Origin of the sequence: Halomicrobium urmianum, from assembly GCF_020217425.1 — an archaeon.
GTDB lineage: Archaea > Halobacteriota > Halobacteria > Halobacteriales > Haloarculaceae > Halomicrobium > Halomicrobium urmianum.
Genome location: NZ_CP084092.1, coordinates 251,792 through 275,294 on the forward strand (window position 1 = coordinate 251,792; position 23,503 = coordinate 275,294).

General features: G+C 67.1%; 19 protein-coding genes and 1 pseudogene. 8 read left to right on the forward strand and 12 right to left on the reverse strand.

Annotated features, from left to right (window positions below; translation table 11 throughout):
• Positions 1-4: 4 nt before the first annotated feature.
• Positions 5-1,237, reverse strand: a complete 1,233-nt coding sequence (locus LCY71_RS20120; protein ID WP_225336353.1) for a tyrosine-type recombinase/integrase — start codon at positions 1,235-1,237, stop codon at positions 5-7.
• Positions 1,238-1,663: 426 nt separating this feature from the next.
• On the opposite strand from LCY71_RS20120, the gene LCY71_RS20125 reads away from it, so the two are divergent.
• Both LCY71_RS20125 and treF read left to right on the forward strand, forming a co-directional pair.
• On the forward strand, positions 1,664-2,296 hold the full coding sequence (locus tag LCY71_RS20125; protein WP_225336354.1) for a DUF2243 domain-containing protein: 633 nt from the start codon (positions 1,664-1,666) through the stop codon (positions 2,294-2,296).
• 225 nt (positions 2,297-2,521) lie between these two features.
• On the forward strand, positions 2,522-4,150 hold the full coding sequence (gene treF, locus LCY71_RS20130; protein ID WP_225336355.1) for an alpha,alpha-trehalase TreF: 1,629 nt from the start codon (positions 2,522-2,524) through the stop codon (positions 4,148-4,150).
• A gap of 555 nt (positions 4,151-4,705) precedes the next feature.
• Here the strand turns inward: treF and LCY71_RS20135 are convergent.
• The gene (locus tag LCY71_RS20135) at positions 4,706-6,031 is read right to left on the reverse strand and encodes a glycerate kinase type-2 family protein (RefSeq protein ID WP_225336356.1); all 1,326 of its coding nucleotides are present in this window, start codon (positions 6,029-6,031) and stop codon (positions 4,706-4,708) included.
• Between the two features lie 118 nt (positions 6,032-6,149).
• On the opposite strand from LCY71_RS20135, the gene LCY71_RS20140 reads away from it, so the two are divergent.
• Both LCY71_RS20140 and LCY71_RS20145 read left to right on the forward strand, forming a co-directional pair.
• Positions 6,150-7,220 carry a glycoside hydrolase family 88 protein gene (locus LCY71_RS20140; RefSeq protein ID WP_225336357.1) on the forward strand — a complete coding sequence of 357 codons (1,071 nt, stop codon included), beginning with the start codon at positions 6,150-6,152 and terminating at the stop codon, positions 7,218-7,220.
• Between the two features lie 60 nt (positions 7,221-7,280).
• A complete protein-coding gene (locus tag LCY71_RS20145; protein WP_225336358.1) occupies positions 7,281-8,642 on the forward strand; it encodes a nickel pincer cofactor-dependent isomerase, group 22 in 1,362 nt (453 codons plus the stop codon).
• 161 nt (positions 8,643-8,803) lie between these two features.
• On the opposite strand, the gene LCY71_RS20150 is transcribed toward LCY71_RS20145, so the two are convergent.
• The 7 genes and pseudogenes from LCY71_RS20150 to LCY71_RS20180 all read right to left on the reverse strand — a co-directional run bounded on the left by LCY71_RS20150 (position 8,804) and on the right by LCY71_RS20180 (position 12,947).
• On the reverse strand, positions 8,804-9,730 hold the full coding sequence (locus tag LCY71_RS20150; protein ID WP_225336359.1) for a hypothetical protein: 927 nt from the start codon (positions 9,728-9,730) through the stop codon (positions 8,804-8,806).
• Positions 9,712-10,439, reverse strand: a pseudogene (locus LCY71_RS20155) (DUF8168 family protein). Before LCY71_RS20155 ends, LCY71_RS20150 begins: the two are co-directional and overlap by 19 nt.
• Positions 10,440-10,447: 8 nt before the next feature.
• Positions 10,448-11,308 (reverse strand): hypothetical protein, encoded by an 861-nt coding sequence (locus LCY71_RS20160; protein ID WP_225336360.1) that lies wholly within the window; start codon positions 11,306-11,308, stop codon positions 10,448-10,450.
• The gene (locus LCY71_RS20165; RefSeq protein ID WP_225336361.1) at positions 11,301-11,963 is read right to left on the reverse strand and encodes a zinc ribbon domain-containing protein; all 663 of its coding nucleotides are present in this window, start codon (positions 11,961-11,963) and stop codon (positions 11,301-11,303) included. Before LCY71_RS20165 ends, LCY71_RS20160 begins: the two co-directional genes overlap by 8 nt.
• Complete coding sequence (locus LCY71_RS20170; RefSeq protein ID WP_007139981.1) at positions 11,960-12,277, reverse strand: hypothetical protein; 318 nt, start codon at positions 12,275-12,277, stop codon at positions 11,960-11,962. Before LCY71_RS20170 ends, LCY71_RS20165 begins: the two co-directional genes overlap by 4 nt.
• Positions 12,274-12,744 (reverse strand): hypothetical protein, encoded by a 471-nt coding sequence (locus LCY71_RS20175; protein WP_225336362.1) that lies wholly within the window; start codon positions 12,742-12,744, stop codon positions 12,274-12,276. The genes LCY71_RS20170 and LCY71_RS20175 overlap by 4 nt, the downstream gene beginning before the upstream one ends.
• Positions 12,741-12,947, reverse strand: coding sequence for a DUF8118 domain-containing protein (locus LCY71_RS20180; protein WP_225336363.1), 207 nt, complete (start codon positions 12,945-12,947; stop codon positions 12,741-12,743). The genes LCY71_RS20175 and LCY71_RS20180 overlap by 4 nt, the downstream gene beginning before the upstream one ends.
• A gap of 232 nt (positions 12,948-13,179) precedes the next feature.
• Between LCY71_RS20180 and LCY71_RS20185 the strand changes: the two genes are divergently transcribed.
• The 4 genes from LCY71_RS20185 (at position 13,180) to LCY71_RS20200 (ending at position 17,574) form a co-directional block, all read left to right on the forward strand.
• Positions 13,180-13,362: a hypothetical protein gene (locus tag LCY71_RS20185; protein ID WP_225336364.1), complete on the forward strand. Its 183-nt coding sequence runs from the start codon at positions 13,180-13,182 to the stop codon at positions 13,360-13,362.
• A 66-nt stretch (positions 13,363-13,428) separates the two neighbouring features.
• Positions 13,429-15,261: a transposase gene (locus tag LCY71_RS20190; RefSeq protein WP_225336365.1), complete on the forward strand. Its 1,833-nt coding sequence runs from the start codon at positions 13,429-13,431 to the stop codon at positions 15,259-15,261.
• 106 nt (positions 15,262-15,367) lie between these two features.
• The gene (locus LCY71_RS20195) at positions 15,368-16,384 is read left to right on the forward strand and encodes an aldo/keto reductase (protein ID WP_225336366.1); all 1,017 of its coding nucleotides are present in this window, start codon (positions 15,368-15,370) and stop codon (positions 16,382-16,384) included.
• Positions 16,385-16,482: 98 nt separating this feature from the next.
• Positions 16,483-17,574 carry a M24 family metallopeptidase gene (locus LCY71_RS20200; RefSeq protein WP_225336367.1) on the forward strand — a complete coding sequence of 364 codons (1,092 nt, stop codon included), beginning with the start codon at positions 16,483-16,485 and terminating at the stop codon, positions 17,572-17,574.
• 184 nt (positions 17,575-17,758) lie between these two features.
• Here LCY71_RS20200 and LCY71_RS20205 read toward each other — a convergent pair whose 3' ends face one another.
• From LCY71_RS20205 to LCY71_RS20215, 3 genes are all read right to left on the reverse strand, one after another.
• Positions 17,759-19,699 (reverse strand): glycoside hydrolase family 2 protein, encoded by a 1,941-nt coding sequence (locus tag LCY71_RS20205; RefSeq protein ID WP_225336368.1) that lies wholly within the window; start codon positions 19,697-19,699, stop codon positions 17,759-17,761.
• Positions 19,700-20,003: 304 nt separating this feature from the next.
• A complete protein-coding gene (locus tag LCY71_RS20210) occupies positions 20,004-22,664 on the reverse strand; it encodes a sugar-binding domain-containing protein (protein ID WP_225336369.1) in 2,661 nt (886 codons plus the stop codon).
• Between the two features lie 2 nt (positions 22,665-22,666).
• Positions 22,667-23,443: an SDR family NAD(P)-dependent oxidoreductase gene (locus LCY71_RS20215; protein ID WP_225336370.1), complete on the reverse strand. Its 777-nt coding sequence runs from the start codon at positions 23,441-23,443 to the stop codon at positions 22,667-22,669.
• Positions 23,444-23,503: the final 60 nt, after the last annotated feature.

Genomic DNA, 23,503 nt, shown 5'->3' on the forward strand with positions numbered 1-23,503 from the left:
TCTCTCAGACGTCCCCGTCGACCTCGCCGAGCGCCTCGGTGGCGACGTCGCCGAGTTCGCCGGCCTCGATGTGGGAGTAGCGCTCGCGGACCATCTCCTCGGAGTTGTCGAGGTAGCGGGCCGCGACCGTGTATCCGAAGGCGCGCACGAGGACCTCACCCATCCCGCGCCGCCCGCCGTGGGGCGCGAGGTAGTCGTGTCTCGGGTGGTCGACGGAGACGTCGGCCGTCGCCGAGAGCCGCTGCAGAATCGATCGGGCCCCGTCCGTCGTGATCGACGGCAGGCGAACGTCCTCCTCGAGGGCGAGCAGCAGGTCGCGTGCGTACTCGTCGCGGCGCTCGTCGATCGCGTCCGGACGGAGACCGCGGTCGGCCAGTTCCTCCCGGACGAGGTCGGCCAGCGTCCGCTGGTCGAAGGTCGGGAACACCGGCCACCGATCCGTCGGCGGGTCCGCGAGCTTGCGGTAGCTCCGCAGCGGCTGGATCACCGGGTCGGGGAGGCTCGCGGCGTCCCACTGCTGTTTCTTCCGATAGACCGTCATGCTCCCGTCGTCGAGGTCGACCTCCTCCCACCGGAGGCCACGCCGGCGCGGGTCGTCGGGATCCCGCAGCAGTTCGCCCACGCGGACGGCGGTGTACGCGAGCACGAACACGAGCGCCCGGTCCCGCGCCGCCTTCAGGGCCGCGTACCGCGCTCGCTGGCGCTCGATCGGATCGACGTCGGCCGGGAGCGTCGTGAACTCCTCGATGGCCTCTCGGGCCTGCTCGTCGACGTGACGCGTGATCGCGTGGCGCTGCTCGGGCGTCCAGGCCTGCTGGTCGCCGGGCTTGCGGCCGTCGTCCTCCGGGAGCGGCGCCGTCGCGCTCGCCCGCTGGGCGTAGTGGGACTCCAGGTAGCCCTCGTTGACGCACCACCCGCACCACGCCGAGACGTAGCGGTAGTAGGTCTGGACGGTGTTCTGCTTCAACCCGCGGTCGCCGGCGAGGTGGCGGGCGTACTCGCGGAACACGCGCTCGTCGAGGTCCGCGAACGTCGGGTCGCGGTCGGCGTCGGCGGGGGCGATCCCGGTCCAGTTGTCGCCGCCGCGGTCGCCCGTAGCCCACTCGGCGAACCGCTCGAGTTCGCGGGCCGCGTTCCGCCGGTAGTTGCCGCCCTCGCCGCCGCGGCCCTTCCCCTTGTCCTGGAGGTAGCGGTCGAACGTGTCCTCAAAGGAGGTAGAGAGCAGCCGATCAGACATCGTCCGTACCACCTCGGACCTGCGGGAACGGCCCCGACAGTGCTACTTCCCGGAGAATTGCGGTGTGATGCGACCGTCGCATTCGTGCGTCCTCGATGGGGCCGGGACACTTGAACCCTCACGTGTCTCTCGGCGTTCCGTCTCCGCGACTGCCGTTTTCTCCCCCTATCGTCGATGGGTAATCCGTGCCTCCAACGTCCCGCTTTCCCGCTGATTTTCACTTCGCACACGGGGAGGCAGAGCGATCCCTCGAGCCCACGCTGTCAGCCGTACGCCGAGCGACGGAGCAAGTGTCCCGTCTCTCTAATCGATCACTCCGCTGCGCATCGATACGTGACCTGACGTCAAACGGAGGGGGATCTGTAAACAATTATCTGACATTTCCGCGTCGCACGCGAAGAGAGACCATGAGCGACCGACCGGCCGATGAACGCGACCGCGATGACCCGGCGGGCGCTCCCCGCGACAGGCGTGTTCGGGTTCGGCTTCAGTGGTCTCATCGACGTGCTCGTTTTCCACCACAGGCTCCAGTGGCACCGCCTTCACTCCGAGGTCGGCCCGATGGACACGGTGACAGGGCTGCGGACTAACGTCCTCGCGGACGGGTTCTTCTCGATTGGGATGGTCGCCGTGATGACCACGGGAGCGGGGCTCCGCTGGCAGTCGGAGCGACGGACCCCCGTCCCGCTGGCCGTGCGACCGCTGGCCGGAGCGGCGGCCGTCGGCCTCGGCGCCTTCGACGTGTTCGACGCCGGCGTCGACAGCGCCCTGCAGGGCCGCCACCAGCCCGTGGGACAGGGTAGGCAGCCCCTCTCGTTCGGCGGGTCGTACAACCTGCACGTCGATGCCGTCGCTTCCTGCAGTTCCAACAGCGCGAGGACACCCTGCCTGAGAGGGAAGCGGTCGCCTGACTCGAGCGTCCCCTCGAACACGTTCCCGGCGGAGGCGTTCCGCGATCTCCTCGTCGGCCGGTCGCACACGCGACACCGTCGGCTGGTGTCCGGTTTCGTACCACTCGGTACAACAGTAGTTGTAAAAAGATATACGACCGCCAGTTAATAACGTCTGGATACGCATGAACGCCTCCCAGGGTGCTCCGTCACTGCTCACCGTTGAGGAGCGGCGTACTGCCGCTTTCCAGGCCGACTCCGAAGGGAGTCGGTGCCCGATCCCCCGACAGAGCTACCGAGGGGTCAATGACGCCCACCGGCAGCCGTTCGCCGGGCATCGGGCCGGAACAGACGACGCGGTCGCATCTCGGTGCCGGACGGTGCTCGACGAGTGATGGGTCCGAGAGAGTGTACCGGAACGTCGATGGATATTGACGATCCGGACGCCTATCCGCAGTTACGGGGCGAACTGTTCGAGCGGGTCCAGTGCGCCCACCTCTTCGAGGACTCGAAGCGCTTCGTCGACAGCGTCCCGACCGAGGACGCCGAGGTCATCCGCCGCCGGTTCCGCGAGCGTCGGGATGAGACCGACTTCGACCTCCGCGCGTTCGTCGACGAGCACTTCGAGATCGTCGGCGACGTGAACCCCGATCCGGCCGACGAGTCCGGCGGACGACTGTCCGAGGACGCGACGCCGTTCGGCGACCGCCCCGAGTCGATGGAGGCGCACATCGACCGGCTCTGGCCGCACCTCACGCGGACGCTCGCCGAGCCCGACGAGCGCGATTCGCTCCTCTCGCTGCCCGAGCCCTACGTCGTCCCCGGCGGCCGCTTCCGGGAGATGTACTACTGGGACAGCTACTTCACGGCCGAGGGGCTAGCCGCCTGCGATCGGCTCGAGCGCGTCGCGGACCTCGTCGAGAACATGGCCAGCCTGATCGATCGGTTCGGGTTCGTCCCCAACGGGAACCGCGTCTACTTCGCCAGCCGATCGCAGCTACCGCTGTTCGCCGCCACGGTCGGGATCCTCGTCCGCGAGCGCGGCCTCGACGCCGCCCGCCCGTACCTCGACCGGATCGAGCGCGAGTACGCGTTCTGGATGGACGGCGCCGAGGACCTCTCCGCCGACGAACCGGGCCACCGCCGGGCGATCCTGCCCGACGAGGACGACGACCGGATACTGAACCGCTACTGGGACGACAACCCGTCGCCCCGCGAGGAGTCGTGGCGCGAGGACCGCGCCGTCGCCCGGCAAGCGCCGTCCCGCGACGAGCGGCGACTGTACCGCGACGTCCGCGCCGCCTGCGAGTCTGGCTGGGACTTCAGCAGTCGGTGGCTGGCCGATCCCCATCGGTTCGAGACGATCCGGACGACCGAGCTCGTTCCGATCGACCTGAACGCCGCCCTGTTCGACGTCGAGCGGAAGCTGGCCCGATGGCTCGCGGCGACCGGCGAGGACGACCGGGCCGAGCGGTTCCGCGAGGCGGCCAGGCGCCGGCGGACCGCGATCGACGAGTACTGCTGGGACCCCGACGCGGCGTTCTACTTCGACTACCGCTGGACCGACGGCGAGCGCACCGACGTCCGTTCGCTGGCGGCGGTCGCGCCGCTGTTCTTCGGGTGCTGTTCGGACGCGCAGGCCGCCGCGGTCGCCGACGCGCTCGCCGAGCAGTTCCTCGCCGACGGCGGGCTGGTGACGACGCTCCGCGAGACCGGCGAGCAGTGGGACAGTCCGAACGGCTGGGCGCCGCTACACTGGTTCGCCGTCCGCGGGCTACGCCGGTACGGCCACGACGACCTGGCCGACGAAATCGCCGACCGCTGGCTGTCGCTGAACCGCGCGGTCTTCGACCGCTCCGGCAAGCTCGTCGAGAAGTACAACGTCGTCGACACCGACCTGGTGGGCGGCGGCGGCGAGTATCCGCTGCAGGACGGGTTCGGGTGGACCAACGCCGTCGCCGCGGCGCTGCAGCGCTCGGACGATCGGCGCGGATTCGCCGAGTCGCCCGTCGGTAACGCGTAGGCGCATCGGCGGTCCAAGCGGCGTCCCGGCCGTCGCAGTGCGCCGAGGGAGACGGCGGTCCGCAGAGCGCGAAGTCTCTCATCAGGATTGTTTGGATTCTGTCGTACACTCGGAAAACTTATCAGTACGTCGCGGTCGCGCGTGGATACTCGGAGCCGAACCGGTCAGGTGCCGAGTGTTCCGGACTCTCGGAGGCCGTCAGTGATGATATCGGCGCCTACGCCACTCACTTCAATGCAGTGGCGATCGGTACCGGCGACAGCCGGGACTAATCGACGTCGAATTTGCTCATCTGGCGATCTGCTCCGTCTTCAGGGTTGTATCTCCTGAGTAGACGATCCCAGTGCAGTCGTCTCACCCGGGACCGAACTCCGGACTGGATCGACCGACATATCAGAATCAGGTCTACTATCTTATTTTGATACGTCCGTGACCGATCGCCCGAGGCTCGTCCGGAAGACGCAGGGACGTCGACGGCGACGGTCCAGCGACGGGCGCGTCCCTCAGACCCCCCGGTCGCGGAGAGCGATCCCCGCGGAGCGCCGGAAACGCGCTTCAGCGATCGGGCACGACGAACACCCGGAGGTCGTTGACGTTCGTCCCGGTCGGGCCGGTGACGACGGCGCTGTCCCGCCGTTCGAGGTACGTCCCGGCGTCGTTGTCGTCCAGAGCGGCCCGGGCCTCGTCGGCCGGTTCGGCCGTCGCACTCGTCGCTATCCCGCCTGCGGCCTCCGCGTTACCGTCGACGCCGTCGGTGTCGACGGCGGCGACGACGATCTCCGGTTCGGACAGCTCGAGCGCCGCGCTGAGGACGAACTCCTGATTGGGCCCGCCGACGCCGTCGCCGCGAATCGTGACCGTGGTCTCGCCGCCGGAGAGCAGGACGGCCGGCGGTTCAACCGGGGTCCCGGTGTCGGCGCACTCCTCCGCGACGCCGGCCAGGGCCTTCGCGGCCTCCCTTGCCTCGCCGCGGACGCGCGAACTCAGGACGAGCGGGTCGTAGCCGGCCTCGCGCGCAGCCTCGGCGGCCGCGTCCATCGCGGTGTGACTGTCGGCGACGACGTGCTGGGACACGCTCTCGAAGGCGGGATCGCCGGCGTCGGGCGTCTCCGGGTACTCCCCGTCGCTCCCCCGGCGGAGTCGCGCGTCGACCGCGTCGGGTACGTCGACGTCGTACCGGTCGAGGACGCCCAGTGCGTCCGCGAACGTCGTCTCGTCGGGGGTCAGCGGCCCGCTCGCGATGACGTCGAGGCGGTTGCCGACGACGTCACTGAACACGAGGCCGACGGTCGTCGCGGGCGCGGCGGCGGCCGCCAGCCGGCCGCCCTTGAGGTCGGAGCAGTGCTTGCGGACGGCGTTGATCTCGTCGATGGCGGCGCCGCTCGCCAGCAGGGCCTCGGTCGTCGTCTGGAGGTCCCCGAGGTCGATCCCGTCGGCGGGTGCGGGCATGAGCGCGCTGCCCCCGCCGGTGACGAGGGCGACGACGAGATCGCCGGGACCGGCCGACGCCGCCAGTTCCAGGATCTGCCGCGTACTCTCGACGCCGCGCTCGCTCGGGACGGGGTGATCTCCCGGCAAGACCTCGATGCGATCGGTCTCCGTGGGGTTGTCGGTGACGACGGCGCCGCGGTCGATCCGGTCCCCGAGCACGTCCTCGAGCGCGCTCGCCGCGGTGGCCGCCGCGTTGCCGCCGCCGACCACGACCACGTCGTCGTAGTCGTCGAGGTCGTACCGGTGACCGTCGACGACGAGTTCGGGGCCGTCCATCGACACCCGCTCGCCGATCACCGTCGCTGGCTTCGCGGCGCGGACCCCGGCGGCGACGCACTCCAGCGCGAGGCGACGATCCGGATCCGCGACCGAACCGATCTCTGGCATCATGTGGGTGAGTCAGACACACGTCCACATAGTAGTCCCGACTGTGCGGTGGTGCGCATCGCGACGCGCGGAACGACGAGTACTTTTTTTGCCCGTTCCAGTGGCACTCCGTACCACCCAGATGTCAGCAGTCGACCCCGCGTCCACGGCGGCCCGCGTCGCATCGCACCTCCGCTCGCTCGACGTCGACGGCCAGTCCTGGGTCACCGGCGTCTCGATCAACGGACTCCTCGCCGAGGGGAGCGAGGAGTCCGTCGAGGCCGCCCGGTCGCTCGTCGACACGGCCGTCGCCACGCAGGACGACGATGGCCAGCTCGGATACGGCCCGAGCTACCCCATCGAGGTGTTCAGTCACGGCCGCGAGTACGAGGCCAGCTGGGAGCTGACGGCCAAGAAGGCCATGAACACCAACAACACGACCGCCATCGGCCACGGGGTCCTCGACTTCTACGAGCGGACGGGCGACGAGCGCTACCTCGACGCGGCGACCGGGGAGTACGAGTCGCTGCTGTCCTTCGATCGGACGGCGACCGGCGGGATTCCCCACCACGACCCGGACGCGGCCGGCATCAAGTCGCTGTGGATCGACTCGGTGTACATGATGTGCCCCTTCTTCGCTCGCTACGCGGACGCCGCCGACGAGCCGGCGGCCTTCGACGAGGCGGTCGAGCAACTGCTCGTCCACGCGACTCACCTGCGCGACGACCGGACCGGGCTCTTCCGGCACATCTGGGTCGAGGAGCCCGACCACTACCCGCAGGGCACCTTCTGGGCGCGCGGGAACGGCTGGGCCGCCGCTGCGGCCGCCGACGTGCTGGAGCGCCTGCCCGCGGATCACCCGCGCCGCGACGAGCTGGTCGACCTGTTCCGGGACCACTGCGAGACGCTGCTCGACTACCAGGACGGCAGCGGGTTCTGGCACAACCTCGTCGACGACGCGGCCACCCCGCTGGAGTCGTCCGGGACGCTGATGTTCGCTTACGCGTTCGACCGGGGCGTCGACCGGGATATCCTCGACGAGTCGCGCTTCGCCGACCCGGCCTCGCGAGCCGTCGAGGCCGTCGCCCGGACTGTCGACGAGGGCGGCGCCGTCCGTCGGATCGCGAGACCGCCCGGCGGTCCGGAGGCGCCGCTGACGACGACGCCGTACGGTCAGGGCTGGTACCTCATGGCCGTCGCAGCGCGGGACTGACCACCGCCGGCGTGGCCGTCCGACGGACACGCTTATTGGGAGACCTACTGATGTTCCAGTATGGACCCCGATCCGAGCGATACACCGGCCAGTCAGCTGGCCGTCCCCGAAGAGACCATCCTCGAGGCGTGCGGCGAGACGCCGCTCCCGGAGCTGGGCGTCGTCGAACAGGTGTGGGACACCGACCCGATACCGACTGACGACGTCGAACGACACGCGGCGCGGGCCGTCGAATCGCTCGACTTCGATGACGTACCCGAGGGCGGCGAGGTCGCTCTCGGCGTGGGAAGCCGCGGCATCGCCAACTTGCCGGCCGTCGTCAGCGGCGTCGTCGACGCCGTCGACGCGGCCGGCTACGAGCCGTTCGTCTTCCCGGCGATGGGGAGCCACGGCGGCGCGACCGCCGAGGGACAGCGCGAGATGCTGAACGAACTCGGCGTCGACGAGTCGACGGTCGGCTGCGAGATCCGGTCGAGCATGGACGTCGTCGAGGTCGGCCGGACGCCCGAACGAGACGTCCCGGTCGTCGCCGACGCGAACGCAGCGGCGGCGGACGCCATCGTCCCGATCAACCGCGTCAAGCCCCACACCGACTTCGACGGGACGGTCGAGAGCGGGCTCTCGAAGATGCTCGTCATCGGCATGGGCAAGCAGCGCGGCGCCAAGATCGCCCACGACTGGGCGGTCGACTGGTCGCTGCGGAACATGATCCCGGAGATCACCGGACAACTGCTCGACGAACTGCCCGTCGTCGGCGGCGTCGCCATCCTCGAGGACCAGCGCGACGACACGACGCTGATCGAGGGCGTCCCACCGAGCGGGTTCCTCGATCGCGAGGCCGAGTTGCTGGAGACGGCCTACGAGATCATGCCGACGCTCCCGTTCGACGACCTCGACCTCGTCGTGTTCGACCGCCAGGGCAAGGAGATCAGCGGCCAGGGGATGGACACGAACGTCATCGGCCGGCGGCCGTTCGCGATCCAGGAACCGGAGCCCGATCTGCCCGACATCAAGCGCATCTACACGCGCGGGCTCACCGAGGCCACCCACGGTAACGCGATGGGGATGGGCTCGGCCGACGTCGTCCACGCGGACGTGGCCGCCGAACTGGACGCGTCGACGTCGCTCATCAACGCGCTCACCGCGAGCACGATCCGCGGCGTTCGGCTCCCGCCCGTCGTCGAGACGGACCGAGCGGGGATGGTCGCCGCCCTCTCGACGATCGGCATCGTCGATCCGGAGACGGTGCGCGTCCTCCGCGCCCCGGACACGATGCACCTCCAGCGCCTGTACGCGTCGCCGGCGCTAGTCGAGGAGGCCCGCGGCCGCGACGACCTCCGCGTCATCGAGGAGCCCTCGCCGATCGAGTTCGACGCCGGTCAGTTCGCGGCCCCCTCGCTCCTGGAATATAGTAGAAATTGAAACTATTTACACGTCGATGGCCACTCCGGGTGCCCCTCGAGTGTGTCAGTGCGGGCAATTTCTACTATCAGTTGTTGGTAATACGATTTCTTTATTCAGTCTGCACCGCGAATTTTTGTCGGGCGATTCACCGTCGTTCATGGATTCACTCACGAGTGTAATCAGTCCTTTCCCTCAGGTTCCTGATACTGTTCGCCGAGGGGCTTCAGCCGCAGTTCTCCGAAGCCGTATCGGGAGTGAGACCCGACCCGCTGGAGGCCGTTCTTCGCGGTCTCCACCGGGCGGTCGCCGAGGTACTTCACGACCTGACCGTGATCGACCGTCTCCAGCCGGAACACCTCGCGTTGCTCCAGTATCTTCTCCTCGCGGAGCCGGAGATCGTCGCGGTTCTCGGCCCACCACCACGGGATGGAGCGGTCGTTCGCCTCTGGATACTCCGACGCCAGGACGAACGGCGTCACGAGTTCGATGAGGTACGTCTCCGCGCCTTCGAGCCGCGAGTAGTCCAGTTCGTCGAGGTCAACCATCTGCGTGTCCTTCAGTTGAACCTCGCCGTAGCCGTAGTTCCGCTTGCCGCCGAACTGGAGGCCCTCCAGCACATCCTCGCCGAGCGGGAGTGCCGCCGGGTCATCAGCATGCAGATAGGCGTGAACGTACCATTTCGTCGTCTGCTGCTGTTTCCGCTGGTCTTCCCGGCGGCCCATGATGGTCTCGTGGGCGAGCGCCGGGTGGCCGCCCTGGACGCGGAGATCGTGCGTATTCAGCGCGTCCCGAGCGCGGGTATCCAGAAGCCACGGGTGCATCGCCTCCCGCTGGAGGAAGAGGTCGTCGTAGGCCTCGACGTCGGGCAGGCCGCTCCCGAGGTACGGGCGGATGCCCGACTGCGTGTGTTCCTCGGGAAACGTCCCGAACTGTCCTGGCACGAAGACGCCGTGACTGGCCGACACCGCCGCGTGCGTCTCGGGATCGAGGTGCTGGCCGAGCGCGTGCAGGATGGCGTTCCCCGAGACGTAGTACGGGTGGCCGATGTAGTCCATCCGCAGCTCCCACAGGACTTGCTGAATCGCCGTCATCGGTCGGGCCTCCATTCAGCGTAGTCTTCGACGTACTGGAGCGCGGCACTCCAGGACTGCATCCGCCGAAGGTTGGCATCGAGGGTCATGTCGTACTTGTCGTGGCCGGTATCGAGCGGATGCGCTGTCAGGCGATTCCACGCCGACGCCCACGACCGCCAGGACGACTCCCGAGGCGGGCCGACGGATTCCCGTCTGCGCTCGCGTCGATGCGGAACGCGAAGCGCTCGCCGTCGAAGACGGTGCGGAACGGGACGACCTCGCCCGCCGAATCGACGATGAGCCGGAGATCGGGGAACTCGTTCCCGGCCTGGTAGTTGTCCAGCAGCGCCGCCACGAGCAGCGTGTGGTACTTCAGGCTCGTGTACGGGTGATACACCGACTCGTTGAACGCGGCGGCGACGTCGGACGCCAGCCACCGCTCGTGCGCGGTCTCTGCCTGTTCGACGGCGAGTAGGTCGCTGACTTCGCTCTCGATGGTCGCCCGTGAGAACTCGCCGGGGTCGTAGGCGGTCTCGCCGGTGAGCAGGGACAGCCGGTAGTGATCGTCGTGGGTCGGGACGGTCTGCTCCTGCTTCTGCTGAGGCCGCGAGAGCGCCGCTGCATCGCCGTCTGCGCCCTCGGGAACCGACTGATTCACGGGAACGCCAGCGAACTCCTCGCGGGCGTCACCGTGGCTCTCGCCGGTGAACTTGTGGGCGTCGTGCCGGAAGGCGGCGAGCATCGCGTCCGTCACGATTCAGCCTCCACGCGAGCGACGAGTTCCGCCTCGAACTCCGGGAGGTACTCCTCGCTCCACTCGGCGTCTTTGTCGTCCATCTTGTTCGTGTTGCCCTTCCCTCGGTCGAAGACGCGACGGAGTTCGGTCTCGCTGTAGAGCGGATTCACGAGCTCGCAGTCCACGATCCCGCCGCCGAAGTTCCGCGCGCCGCCGAGCTGGTGCATGAAGTCGGTCTTGTGAGCGTCGAGGTAGTCGATGGCCTCGGCGAGCAGCGCGACGAACTCGGGCTTCGTCTCCCGGAAGGAGAGGTGCCAGCAGCCATCGAGGTTGGCGACGGCGTCCAGTTCGGCGTTCCGAAGCGGTTCTCGGTTGTCTTCCTCGTTCCGGGAGACGACGTTCCGGTTGAGCCGCCGGTAGTGGCCCTCTGCCTGCCCGCGAGTGTAGTCCACGCTCGAACGGACAGGCGAGAACTTGATCGGGCGACGCATCACCTTCCCGGGGCGATTCCCGAAGCCTCCGAAGAGATCGAGAATTACGCACCCGTTGCCGTCGTCGTCTTCGAGGCAGTCGCCTTTCGGGTGGTACCCGGCGTCGAGGTCGCGGTTGTAGACGCCGTCTTTCCGGAAGTTCGCGTTGGCCTCGCCGGGGTGACAGGCGGTGCCGCCGCGCTCTTGGATGGCCTTCTCCATCCCGTGGCGGAGCCAGCCCGAGAGGCTGAACGCCGGGATGATGCCGCCGATCTGGTTCTGCGGATCGTTGTCCTCGTAGTTGCCGTTCGAGGCGTGGTGTCTGTCGGTCATGATGCTATCGCCGACCACCAGCAGGTCGGTCTGGATTCGCACGAACACGTCGCGGTCGATGTCTTCAATCATCTGCATAGTAGGTCAGTTCAGTTGGTTCAGCGAGATTCGCGCGCTGTGCGATACTGAGGGCGGCGCTCTCGTCCCGGGAGACCGTGCCGACGGGACAGTCCTCGGTAGTGCACTCCACGGCGTCCTGGCTGACGGAACCGAGTTCGCCGCAGACGTGGCACTGCTGCGTCGTGTACTTCGGATCGACGTGCCTCACCGGGATACCCGCGTCGCGGGCCTTCACCGCGATGGCGTGCTGGAGTGCCGGGAGCAACCACGTCCCGACGTCGTCGGCTGTCCGCCGCTCCCACAACGACGCCCCACAGAACGACAGGTCTTCGAGCACCAGCATCGGCCCGGCGAACTCCTGAGCGTACCGAACAACGCGGACAGCCGCGTCGTAGACCTGCGGGCGGATCTGGTGCCAGAGCGCCGCGAACAGTTGGATCTGTCCCTCGGTGCTGTCGAACTTCGCACCCTGGAGCGCCCGCATCGCTTCCACGAGCGCCTCGTGGCGCGTCCGGATGTGGCTACCCTCGATGGTGAACGCCGACTCCACGTCGCCGTCCGCCGGGGCCGCCGCGATGAGGTTCTTCACGCCGACGTCCACGCCGACCGGCGTGACGCCGACCGAGTGGCGCTGGCCGACCGTCGTCGGGAGTGGGGTGCTGCTCATCGGCTACTCACCCACTCGTCGCGGTCGGTCGGGTCGTAGGCCACTATCTCGTCAAGGAACTGTTCGACCTCGGTGATCGTCCGGAAGGCGTTGAGGTTGACCGTTTCGACGTAGTTCTCGTCTGCGGTGTAGACGTCGTAGACGCGGACGCCGTTCTCGTACTGGCACCGGCTGTACAGCTTCAGGCCGTGGTAGTCCAGGACGACGCCGTCCGGGTACGCGCCCTCCATCATCTCCTGGAGGAAGTCCGAGGTCTCGTAGGGGAGATCGTCGCCACGCGGCGCGATCACATCGGTCGGGTCGGGAAGCGTCATTCCGACCCCTCCAGTTCGTTCATCCGCCGCGTCTCTTCGTCGATGATGGTGGTCAGCTGGTCGCTGGCATCTTCGTCGGCGTCGATGCCGTTGTAGTTGATGTCGCAGGCGACCCACCCGGCGCAGTCGCCACACAGCTGGCCGGCGAGCATCCCGGGGAGGCCGGCGGCACCGAGCGGGAACTCCACCTCGAAGTAGAAGCCGGGCGAGACGTCGTCGCCACACTGCATGCACTGCCCGTCGCCCATCTCGTGGTTCTGGACGTGCTGGCACGCCCGGCAGATGTCGGCTTCGAGCGGGGCGATGGTTTCGACGGTCGTCCGTTCGACCATCTCGGCGGGCTTCTCGGCGTCACAGATGTCACACACCTGCGTGTCCGGGGCATCGTCGTCGGTGCTGGCCGCTTCGACCGTCGGGAGCGTCGTGAGCGCCGCCGCAGCGCCGAGGAACGTTCGACGGTGCATCATGACCACCCGCCGTTGCACTTGCACCCGCCGTCGCGGAGATCGCGGCGGCGCATCGCTTCGATGCCGCAGCCGGTGCACCGGAAGTAGTCGTAGCCGGTGTAGTCACCGTGCTTGTCGAACTCCGGGATCGGGCCTTCGATTCGGGCTTCGTCGGTCGATTCGTTCGTCGTGCCGGAAGTCTGAAGTCCGGCGGATGTCTTCATTGACATGCTTCGGTTGCTCCGAAGCGCGGTCGGGCGTGGTACCAACACGCTCCGGCCAACTTCTGACCGGCTTCCCGCGCTTCCTATTGACAAGTATGGGAACCCACCCACTTAGTTCTTTGCCAATTGTGGGAAGGTTGCCTAATGTGGGAGTTTTACAAATGCGGGAACACTACCATATATAGGAATGGCACCAAAACCATCCGACCAAGATATGGCACGACGGAGAGCGATGCTCACCGATACTGAGCGCGAGTTGCTGGACAGCGACGAGAAGTCAGACCGCTACTACCAAGCAGTTTCGCGCATCAGGCGAAAGATCAACGAAGAACTGACCGAGGACATCAGCCTCCTCGAAGAGAATCATCCCGAGCTACTCGGCGAACTGCGCGAAGTCGTCTGCGAGGACGACTGATCCCGAAATTGAAGACATCGCATTCTGACCAGGATGATTTAAAAGGGATCAGAAACATCTACGCTCGTGGACGAAGACGCCGAACGCGACCCGGAATCGCCCGGCGAAATAGCGGAGCGACGTGAGTTTGTCAGCGAACTCGACAGCGAATTCCGGGAGCGACGGCAAGAACTGGAGGAGAAGGCCGCCGCAGACCCGTGGGATTACTGGCCTGAAACGCACGACGACAGGTACAACGAGGCCGATTACGAGATTCCGCCGCTGTGGGAGCGGCTGGATTCAAACGCACGCCGGATTCGGCGGCGGATGGAACATACCGACATCTCGAACCCGCTCGCGGCCACTATCGGGACGACACGCCTGTTTCCTCACTACTGGTCGCCCGGCGACAACGACGACCTGACTCGAAAACTCGACGGGAACGACGCCACCCGCGTCTACCTCTACCTCGACCTCTCCCCCATCGCCGAGTACCGGATCGCAGACCGGCTCAAGATCGGGGCCATCCAGAACGAACTGGACATCGAGGACAAGGTGAGCCAGTCTACGCTGAATCGGATGCCCGGTCGGATGGGCGCGCGGGAGCGCACATTCTACGCCAGTGAGACGGAGACGCTCGTGCGCCAGTGGCAAGGGACGAAGTTCGAGGATTGGGTGCGGGAGCCGACGCCTGAAACCATCGCGCCCGACGGTGAGGGCGTCCCGCCGGTACAGACTATTGTGCGCGAGCTGCGGTCGGAGACGTTCAAGTACATCCGGTTGAAGCGGGACGGCAGTATCGAAGCCTCGAAGGACGGGTCGATGCGCGTGTTGGTGGCTGCCGCGAATGGGAACGAGTTCGTGAACGACGCGGCGGAGAACCTCAACCTCAAGCCCTGGTACGACGGTTCTGAGATTCCGACCGGACAGACGCTCATTCACCACATCCGGAAGTCCTCCCGAGAGGAGATCACGCGGATGTTCATGGAGGCGAACGAGCCGTTGTTCGAGATCGCCGACGATGACGAGTACGACTACTTCCCTGACAAGGCAGAGGTCGCCATCGACATCACGGACTGGCCGTACTTCGGTGATCCAGACGCGGACGAGTATGTTCGCGGGACGAAGTCGGGACGGAACTACGCGAGGGCGTGGAAGTACATCACGCTCTCGCTGGTCGGGACGGACACGCCGCTCGTGCTGCTCGTTCTCCCCGTCAGGAAGCGCTCGGAGGCACCGCAGTACGTCCGACGGCTCCTGCGGCTGGCAAGCCAGTACCTCGACCTCCACCGCGTCTACCTGGACGCCGGGACTGAGTTCTACAGCGAGGACACGATCTCCACGGTCAATGAGTTCGACTTGGAGCTGGTGATGCAGGGCCGAAAGGCCGGCTCAGACATCAAGCACCTCCTGAACGGCATGGGGCGGCTGAATCTGGACTCGTCGTACTACCCCTACGGCGTCGGCGGCCTCGACGAGGACAACTACTACGCGGTGGGCATCAAGTCGGAGAAGAAGTCCCGACGTCGGAAATCGGAGCCCGATGAGCCGATGGACGACTACACGTACTTCTACACGAACCTCGATCCAAGCGAGGTGCCGCCGGAGGAACTCGCCAGCGACTACCGGCGTCGGTGGGGCATCGAGACCGGGTTCCGCGTGATCAAAGAGGAGTTCCTCCCGAAATCGGCGTCCCCGGATTCGAGGGTACGGACGTTCTACTTCAACTTCGCGGCCCACATGTACAACATCTGGACGGCAGCGAACATCCGGCGCGCGGAGGAGCTCGATGCCGACCTGAGCAAGGAGAAGCAGTTCACTGCGGGACGGCTGATCCAGGCCATCGAAGACGACCCGTACGACCTCGACATTCCAACGGAACCACCAGAAACCGGACATGTATTCGGCGAGTTGTTTTAGCGACCTCGAAGCCCTCTGAGACGCCTACTCAGTTTCAGGCCGAGAACTGAATAAAGAAACCGTGTTACCAACTACTGTTAAGTCACTCTCTGCCGTTGGCGTTTCCATGGAGTACGTCAGACTCGGCACCACAGGACTCGAAGTCTCACCGATCTGTTTCGGCACCTGGCGCTTCGGGCTGGAACACGAGGACAGCGGCGTGATGGAGACCGACCGCGAGGAGGCCCACGAACTGCTGGACGCGTTCGCCCAGCGCGGGGGCAATTTCATCGACACGGCCAACGGCTACGGCGAGGGCCGCAGCGAGACGTGGATCGGCGACTGGCTCGAGGACCAGGATCGCGAGGACTTCGTGATCGCCTCAAAGTGCTACTGGTCGCAGGTCTCGCGCTTCCAGGAGAACCTCTCGCGGAAGAACGTCCGCGCCGAGGTCGAGGGGTCGCTGGACCGCCTCGGCACGGACTACCTGGACGTTCTGTACCTGCATCGCTTCGACGACGGGACGCCGATCGAGCGGACGCTTCGGACGCTCGACGACCTCGTCAGCGAGGGGAAGGTCCACTACGTCGGCATCTCGACGTGCGACGCCTGGAAGCTCACCAAGGGCCTCTGGCAGGCCGACGTCAACAACTACGAGGCCTTCACCGTCACCCAACCCGAGTACTCGGCTGTGTACCGGGATCCGGTCGTCGACGACCTGGACCAGCCGCCCGAGCACAAGGAACCCATCGGAGAGTACCTCGACGTGTGCGAGGACCAGGACCTGGCAGTGTGCCCCTACTCGCCGCTGCACGGCGGCTTCCTCACCGGCAAGTACGAGCGCGTCGACGGTGAGATCAGGGCACCCGACGGCTCCCGCGCCGATATCGACGAGAAGTTCGAGTCCGACTACGTGGCCGAGGCGGCCTGGCAGGTCCTCGAAGAGGTCCGCGCAGTCGCGGAGGAGGTCGACGCGACGCCGGCCCAGGTCTCCCTGCGCTGGCTGATGGACCACGAGCGGTTCACCTGCGTCCCCATCGTCGGTGCCCGTACTGTCGACCAGCTCGACGAGAACGTCGGGGCCGTCGACGTCGATCTCTCCGACGACCAGTGGGCGCGCATCGACGACGCCATCGACGTCTGACCGAGACAGGCACCGTGGGTCGACCGACCGTCGGCTCGCCTGCGGCACGCGACCAATTTTAAGGGGTGACGGGAAGACGGTTCTAGTGAGACGAGCAGATGACCGAACAGGCCAAACTCGACCGGTTAGACGCGTATCTCGCGACGAACGACCTCGAATCGGTGTGGTTCGGGACGCCGCCAATGTTCGCCTGGCTCACCGGTGGCAGCAACCTGATCGCCCGGGAGGGTGCGGCCGGCGTCGCCGCCGCCGGCTACGACGGTGCGGAGATCACCGTGGTCACGGCGAACATCGAGGGACAGCGACTCCTCGACGAGGAGATCTGGGCCGACGTTCGCCTCGTGGAGTACCCGTGGCACGAGAGCGGCGTCGAGGAGGCGGTCACGGAGATCGCGCCGACGCCGGCGGCCGCGGACTTCGCCTGCGGCGACCTCGACCGGATCGAGCGATCGGACCTGACCCAGCCGCTGACCGACGGCGACGTCGAGCGCTATCGGGCGCTGGGCCGCGAGACGGCCGAAGCTGTCGAGGCGGTCGCGAGGGACGCCGCTCCGTCCGACACCGAGCTCGAACTGGCCGCGGACCTCCACCGAGCACTCCAGCGGCGTCGGATCGAGTCGCCCGTGGTTCTGGTCGGTGGCGAGGATCGCGTCCAGCGCTACCGGCACTTCACGCCGACTGACACCGAAGTCGGCGGCTACGTAGTCCTGACCGTCGTCGGCGCCCGCAGCGGTCTCAATGCGGCTGTCACGCGAACGGTCGCGTTCGATGCCGCTCCTGACTGGCTCGAGGAGCGCTACGCGGACGTCTCCAGGGTCGCGGCGACCGTGGCCGCCGCGACGCAGCGCACCGGGGTCGAGGGCGGTACGGCCGGCGACGTGTTCGAGGCGATCCAGTCGGCGTACGAGGAACTGGGCTACGGGGCCGAGTGGGAGAACCACCACCAGGGCGGCGCGCTCGGCTACGCATCGCGGGAGTGGATCGCGACGCCCGACCACGACGCGCCCGTCGAACTCCCGACAGCCTACGGCTGGAATCCGACCGTCGAGGGTGCCAAGACCGAGGACACGATCCTCGTCACGGAGACGGGGATCGAGGTGCTATCCGACACTGGGGACGTCCCGCGCCGGACTGCCTCGGCGGTCGGGTGCGAATTCGAACTCGCTATCCCGGATCTACTCGTCCGATAGCGCCCAGGATCGACGGGCTCGGCGGCGGCCTCGTCGTCTATCTGACCGTCGGACGAGCGCGCTCGGCCCGACTGTCCCACGGTCTGCGCGATACCCCGAGATTACTCCGTCTGACCCGTCGGCGTGGTCGGCTGGGGCCTCGCCCTCGCCGGCAAGACCAGTAGTCGACGGGTTCCGGCCGGTCCTACGGTCCGTCTCCGTCATCGAGAGTCGTTGCAGCGTCGATCAACGCCTCGTTGGCCTCGCGGACCCGGTCGGCGTCTGGCTTCACTGCCTTCCGGTCGTAGGTCAGCAGGCCGTTGTTCTCCGTCTCGACATCTGTGAGTTGGGTGTACACTGCCGAACTCAGTCCGCTCTGCCCGGCGAATAATCGCGTTAGCTCCAGTTTCCCAACGTAGGCCTCGGTCAGTTCCGCCGGCGAGGAGTAGGCGTCGTAGGAGTAGCTCTCCGATCCCCACTCGTGGCCGTCTAGCGCGAGGCCGAGACCGCCGAACTCGCCGATCACGGAGAGCCGGTCGTCGGTCGGCGGTGCGGGTCCGGGACCGGGGTAGTTGTGGAAATCTAGAATGGCACCGCACTCGCAGTCGCCGCCGTCGACGTTCGCCCCGCTGTTGGGATTGACCAGCCGCTCGGGGTCCCGTTCCCGTACGGCCTCGGTGATCCGTTCGGCGTCGTAGATCCCCCACCCCTCGTTGAACGGTACCCACGCCGTGATCGACGGGTGGTTGCCGAGCTGGTCGATCATCGCCCGGAGTTCGGTCTCGAACTGGTCGCGCCGCTCGCCCTCGGGTGTGCCCGTGAAGTCGGCCGTCGAGGGCATGTCCTGGTGGACGACCAGCCCCAGCCGATCGGCGTGGTAGTACCACCGCCGCGGCTCAATCTTGACGTGCTTGCGGACCGTGTTGAACCCCAGTTCCCGGTGTTTTTCCAGGTCGAAGATCTGCGCCTCGTCGGTCGGCGGCGTATAGATCCCGTCGGGCCAGAACCCCTGGTCGAGCGCAGCGAGGGCGAAGGAGACCTCGCCGTTGAGCGTCATCCGCTGGTGGCCGTCGATCTCCTCGTAGCCGATCGAGCGCATCCCGAAGTAGCTCTCGACGGCGTCGACCGCTTCGCCGTCCCGGAGCAGCCGCACCGTCACGTCGTAGAGGAACGGGTCCTCGGGCGACCACGTCTGGGGGTCGGGAATCGAGAGCGACAGTTCCTCGCCCGGCGCACCTGTCGCAGTCGCGGCCGTCTCCCCGTCGGCTCTCGCGGTCGCCTCGACGGTCAGATCCGCAGCGGCGTCGGTCGCGTCGACGGTCAGGGCGAGCCGCTCGTTCTCGAGGTCCGGCGTCGTGTCCAGTCCCGTGACGTGCGGAGACGGCACCGGTTCCATCCAGACGGACTGCCAGATGCCTGAGGTCGGCGTGTACCAGATAGGCCCGTCGTTGGGGTGTTGTTTGCCCAGCGTCTGCCCCTCTTCGGTCTCGTCGGCGACGCCGACGATAAGCTCCTGTCGGCGGACGTCGCTGACCGCGTCGGTGATGTCGACCGCGAAGTGATCGTAGCCACCGACGTGACTCCCGACCTCCTCGCCGTTGACGTAAACGGTCGCCTCGTAGTCGACCGCCTCGAAGTGCAACAGGAGGTGTTCGTCGTCTCCTACGTCCCAGTCCTCGGGGACCTCGAAGGTGCGGCGGTACCACATCTGGTCTTCCTCCCGGGCGATTCCCGACAGCGCCGACTCGACGGGAAACGGGACGAGGATTCCCACTTCCAGTCCCCGTTCGGTGGGTGGATCGCCCAATTCGTCGACGGCCTCGAACCCCCAGACGCCGTTGAGGTGGCGCCAGCGGTCCCGGACCAGTTGCGGTCGGGGATACTCTGCGTGGGGGTCCTCCGGATCGACCGCTTCGAACCACGGGGTCGCGAGCGGTGGTTCAGCCGGGGTCCAGTCGTGGTCCCCGGGTCCGGGCCACGGATCGCGCCCGGCCTCAAGTGCGCTACAGCCAGCGAGGCCGGCCATACTCACCGCGGCCGAGGTCCGGAGGAGCCGTCGTCGACTGAGGCCGCCGTCCTGTGTGCTGGTGCCGTTTACTGACGCCGTCCGCCGTCGCTCCTTCTGCTCTGAGTCGTCCCTGTTCATGACTGGCCCCGACGCTCGTGTTACCATCCCACACGGGTAGTTACCAAATAAATCTGTGGTCCCGTCTCGACCGTCAGTCGGTCCCCCAGCCGTCGCCGTCCGCCACGGCCCGCTCGTAGTCGCCGTGCCGATCGCGAGCGAACGGAAACACGTCGGCGGCGAACGGCCACACGCCGACTGAGCGTCCTCCCCGACGACACCCTGGAACTACGTCCTCGCGGTCGATCCGACCGATCTCGCCGGCAAGATCGAACCGGCGCATCAGGAGTGGGGCAGTCAGCGGTAACCCGGCACTCCGATTCTCCTACAGCGTCTTCACGAGCCTGTTCACCAGCGCCGTCGCCGTCGGGTGCTCGCCGTAGGCGTCCGTCACGCGGAAGGTACAGTGACACACTGCTCCGTCGCCCCGTTCGCGGACCACCAGCGGACTCCCCCAGTTGGCGATCCATCCCTCGACGGAACCGACGTGGACCTCGTCGCCCTCGTCGAGTTCGTCGACCAGGTCGTAGGGGAACAGGTCCTCGAACGCCCAGCCGACGCGGGCGTCCGGACAGAGGTCGGCGACGAGGTCACTGTCCTGGTACAGCAGCGATGCGACGAGGTTCCAGCTCTCGGCGGCGGGCAGTTCGCGGTAGCCGTCAACCGCCATCCGGCCGTCCTCGCCGGGGACGAGGACTGCGCTGCCGCCGTCCTCGACGAACCCCGAGACAGCGTCGTCCATCGCCTGGACGACTGCGACGTCGGCATGTGCGACGTCGTCGACGACGTCGACGCCGGCTTCTGCGAGACGACCGGCCAGCGGGTCGTCGGCGTACACCGTCACGTCGCCCGCGTCCCCGGGATCGACGACAGTCAGTGGCTCCTCTGCCGTGACGGTCCGCTCGTCCGTCTCGAACGTGACTTCGATCCCGTGGTGTCCCGTTCGGGCATCGACAGGTACCACGACCTCGATCCCCTCGGCGACGGTGGTAGTGCCGAACCCGTCGACCGCGACTGACTGGAGACCGGAGTCGCCCAGCGCCGCCCACTCGAGAGTGCCCTCGGCGGGCTCGTTCGTGTCGTTGACGACGTGCACGTCGACCGTGACCGACTCGCCGGGGGCGACGGCGTGGCGCGAGGGTTCGACCACGGCGATCAGGTCGTCGTTGACGGCGGCGAACTCGTCGACGACGCCCGGCTTCTCGTCCCGCAGGTAGTCGAGGATGCCGTTGAACTCCCACTCGATGTCGGAGAACTCGGTGACGACGTAGCCGGCGACGCCGTCGCGGGTCCGCATCGACTCGATGACGCCCTCGAGCGAGGCCGACTCGCGCCGCTGCCACGTCTCCGCGAGGTCCTCGTATCCGTCGAAGACCTCGGGCAAGTCCGTCGCCTCGTAGCGCTCGTCGACGCCCTCGGGTCGTTTCAGCGGGTCCGCGAGGAAGTCGTGGGAGAACCACGTCGGGTCGCCGCCGTAGTGTTCGCGGAGCTTCGGCAGGTCCGGGAAGCCCCAGGTCCCGAACTCCGAGATCAGGATCGGCGCGTCCTCGGCGGGCGTGTTCTCGACCGCGTAGTTGTCGCCGGGGTTCGCGACGATGTCGTCGAGGTAGTCGTCCCAGGCCCGCGCGCGATCCGGGCTGACGAAGTACTCGTGGTAGTCGTTGAGGTCGGTCGCGACGTGGGCCCAGCCGGAGTTGTCGCAGACCAGCCGGGTCGGATCGTACTGCTTCGTCTCGCGGTACAGCTCCGCGAGGTAGGCCTGCTTCTCCTCGTCGTTCCACAGCCGCCCCTCGTGGTCGGAGTAGTCCTCCTGGTCGAGACCGATCCCCCACTCCTCGTTGTACAGGCTCCAGGCGACGACGCTCGGGCTGTTGTAGTCGCGGTCGATCAGCCCCCGGATCTGGTCCCCTACCTCCTCCTTCGACTGCTCGGTGTAGTAGTCGGGGTTGGCCGGCTCCTCCCAGACGAGGATGCCGAGGCGGTCCGCCGCCTCGACGAAGTCGGGGTGGGCCGGCTTGATGTGCTTCCGCAGCATGTTGAACCCGAGTTCCTTGGCCGTCCTGATCTCGTACTCGAAGAGGTCGTCCTCGAAGGGGCGGTACAGCGTATCGGGATAGTACGCCTGATCGAGCGCGCCGCGGACGTAGAGCGGATCGCCGTTGAGGTAGAGCCGCTCGCCGTCGGTCGCGACGCTGCGCATCCCGAAGTAGTCCTCGTAGGTATCGACGACGTCCCCGGACGCCTCGAGGTCGACGACGACGTCGTACAGTTCCGGATCGTCGGGCGTCCAGTACGCCGGGTCGTCGATGGTGACGGTACACTCGCCCCGACCGTCCTCGACGGGGCACATCGCCGCCGCGACGTCGGTCCCGTCTCTCCGTATCGCCACCGAGGCGGTGACGTCGTCGGTCGGGCCGTCGACCGACAGCTCGAGAGCGACGGCGTCCTCGTCGAGGTCGGGCGTCGCCTGCACGTCTGAGACGAACGCATCGGGACGGGACTCGAGCGTGACGGACTGCCAGATGCCGCTGACGCGGGTGTACCACGGCTCTCCCTGCTTGCCGTGGGGAATTTCGCCGAGATCGGCCGGGTCGGTCACCTTCACGGCGACGACGGTCTCACCCCGGGTGATCGCGTCCGTGACCTCCACCTCGAAGGGGAGGTAACCGTCGCGGTTCGTGCCCACTTCCTCGCCGTCGACGTAGACGGTGGCCTCGTAGTCGACGGCCCCGAAGCGAAGGAAGACACGGTCGCCGCGGCCGTCGTACTCGACCGTCGTCCGGTACCAGGCCGTGCCGACGTAGTCGCGGTGCGCCTCGTCGTCCTGCCACGCGTGGGGAACGGTCACCCTCTCGGCCTCGCTCGACCAGGGCCGGTCCGGGTCCTGGAGACCGCGTTGTTCACCGGTGCCCTCCGGATCAGTCAGGAAGGACCACTCGCCGTCGAGGGTGACAGTTCGCCTCGTCTGGTCGTCGAACTGGCTCATTTTTAGCGGTTGTCGTGCTTCCAGCTATCGATCGGTACCTGGCCGCCGTCGACGCGGAGCTCGTGCCCGTTGACGTAGTCGCTGGCTGGCGAGACCAGAAACATCACGGCGTCCGCGATCTCCTCCGGCTGAGCGAACCGGTCGAGCGGGTTCAGGTCGAGGATCTGTTCGACGGTCCGGTCGGAGAATCCGTCCGTCATCCGCGTGTCGACCCACCCGGGCGCGACCGCGTTGACGCGGACGCCCTCGCGGCCGAGTTCCAGCGCGAGGCTCTTGGTCAGCCCCAGGAGGCTGTACTTGCCGACGTCGTACTCCGGCGACATCCCGACGCCGTTCTTCGTGTGGATCGAGGTGATGTTGACGATCTTCCCGTAGCCCTGCTCGACCATCCCGTCGACGACGGCCTCGGTGCAGTGGATGGAGCCCCACAGGTGGGTGTCGAGGTTGAGCTCGAACAGGTCGTCGCTATCCCGCGCGAGGAACGGTCCGGACTGGCCGACGCCGGCGTTGTTGACGAGGACGTCGATGGTGCCGACCTCCTCGGTCGCTTCGGCCACCATCGACTCGACGGCGTCCTTGTCCGAGACGTCCGCGGTCAGAGCGATCGCCTCGCCGCCCGAATCCCGGATCGACTCGGCCGTCGACGCCGCTGCCTCCTCGTCGAGGTCGTTCACGACGACGGTCGCGCCGTTGGCCGCGAGTTCCTCGGCGATGGCTTTCCCGTTCCCGCGTCCGGCACCCGTCACGAGCGCACTACGGTCCGTGATATCTAGATCCATGTCTCACTTTGACATCGAGTCATTGCTACTTGAAGGTGCGTGCAACGCCAACACTGGCCA

Excerpts from the sequence above, each read along its gene's own strand:
- LCY71_RS20125 (WP_225336354.1), top strand. The coding sequence starts at position 1,664 with ATGAACGCGACCGCGATGACCCGGCGGGCGCTCCCCGCGACAGGCGTG.
- LCY71_RS20215 (WP_225336370.1), bottom strand. The coding sequence starts at position 23,443 with ATGGATCTAGATATCACGGACCGTAGTGCGCTCGTGACGGGTGCCGGA.
- LCY71_RS20135 (WP_225336356.1), bottom strand. The coding sequence starts at position 6,031 with ATGATGCCAGAGATCGGTTCGGTCGCGGATCCGGATCGTCGCCTCGCG.
- LCY71_RS20210 (WP_225336369.1), bottom strand. The coding sequence starts at position 22,664 with ATGAGCCAGTTCGACGACCAGACGAGGCGAACTGTCACCCTCGACGGC.
- treF (WP_225336355.1), top strand. The coding sequence starts at position 2,522 with ATGGGTCCGAGAGAGTGTACCGGAACGTCGATGGATATTGACGATCCG.
- LCY71_RS20165 (WP_225336361.1), bottom strand. The coding sequence starts at position 11,963 with ATGAGCAGCACCCCACTCCCGACGACGGTCGGCCAGCGCCACTCGGTC.
- LCY71_RS20170 (WP_007139981.1), bottom strand. The coding sequence starts at position 12,277 with ATGACGCTTCCCGACCCGACCGATGTGATCGCGCCGCGTGGCGACGAT.
- LCY71_RS20150 (WP_225336359.1), bottom strand. The coding sequence starts at position 9,730 with ATGGAGGCCCGACCGATGACGGCGATTCAGCAAGTCCTGTGGGAGCTG.
- LCY71_RS20200 (WP_225336367.1), top strand. The coding sequence starts at position 16,483 with ATGACCGAACAGGCCAAACTCGACCGGTTAGACGCGTATCTCGCGACG.
- LCY71_RS20175 (WP_225336362.1), bottom strand. The coding sequence starts at position 12,744 with ATGATGCACCGTCGAACGTTCCTCGGCGCTGCGGCGGCGCTCACGACG.
- LCY71_RS20145 (WP_225336358.1), top strand. The coding sequence starts at position 7,281 with ATGGACCCCGATCCGAGCGATACACCGGCCAGTCAGCTGGCCGTCCCC.
- LCY71_RS20160 (WP_225336360.1), bottom strand. The coding sequence starts at position 11,308 with ATGATTGAAGACATCGACCGCGACGTGTTCGTGCGAATCCAGACCGAC.
- LCY71_RS20195 (WP_225336366.1), top strand. The coding sequence starts at position 15,368 with ATGGAGTACGTCAGACTCGGCACCACAGGACTCGAAGTCTCACCGATC.
- LCY71_RS20205 (WP_225336368.1), bottom strand. The coding sequence starts at position 19,699 with ATGAACAGGGACGACTCAGAGCAGAAGGAGCGACGGCGGACGGCGTCA.
- LCY71_RS20140 (WP_225336357.1), top strand. The coding sequence starts at position 6,150 with ATGTCAGCAGTCGACCCCGCGTCCACGGCGGCCCGCGTCGCATCGCAC.
- LCY71_RS20180 (WP_225336363.1), bottom strand. The coding sequence starts at position 12,947 with ATGAAGACATCCGCCGGACTTCAGACTTCCGGCACGACGAACGAATCG.
- LCY71_RS20120 (WP_225336353.1), bottom strand. The coding sequence starts at position 1,237 with ATGTCTGATCGGCTGCTCTCTACCTCCTTTGAGGACACGTTCGACCGC.
- LCY71_RS20185 (WP_225336364.1), top strand. The coding sequence starts at position 13,180 with ATGCTCACCGATACTGAGCGCGAGTTGCTGGACAGCGACGAGAAGTCA.